General features: G+C 40.8%; 1 protein-coding gene. It reads right to left on the bottom strand.

The genetic code is table 11. From position 1 onward, the window contains the following. Nucleotides 1-277, bottom strand: a 277-nt coding sequence (locus FLQ44_RS17060) for an FAD-dependent oxidoreductase (RefSeq protein ID WP_147695365.1), incomplete at its 3' end; no start/stop codon positions are given. Nucleotides 278-304 lie beyond the last annotated feature (27 nt).

Below are 304 nucleotides of genomic sequence, written 5' to 3'. Positions count from 1 at the left end.
GCATTGGACGAATAATATGTGGGGCTTTCGCCAGTAAAACTTCACGCTCTGCCAAAGCTTCACGAACCAAGCGAAATTCCTTATGTTCTAAATAACGTAAACCACCATGAATCAATTTACTACTGGCGGATGAGGTATGACTTGCCAAATCATCTTTTTCACAAAGCAAGACCGATAAACCACGCCCAACTGCATCATTGGCAATTCCAACACCATTAATTCCACCTCCAATCACCACGATGTCATAACAAGTTTGTGGTTCGTTCATTTGCATCATAACATCACCTTTTGATTGAAGAGTTTT

This window comes from Vogesella mureinivorans (assembly GCF_007644035.1).
GTDB lineage: Bacteria > Pseudomonadota > Gammaproteobacteria > Burkholderiales > Chromobacteriaceae > Vogesella > Vogesella mureinivorans.
This window is presented reverse-complemented; position numbering and strand designations above follow the sequence as displayed.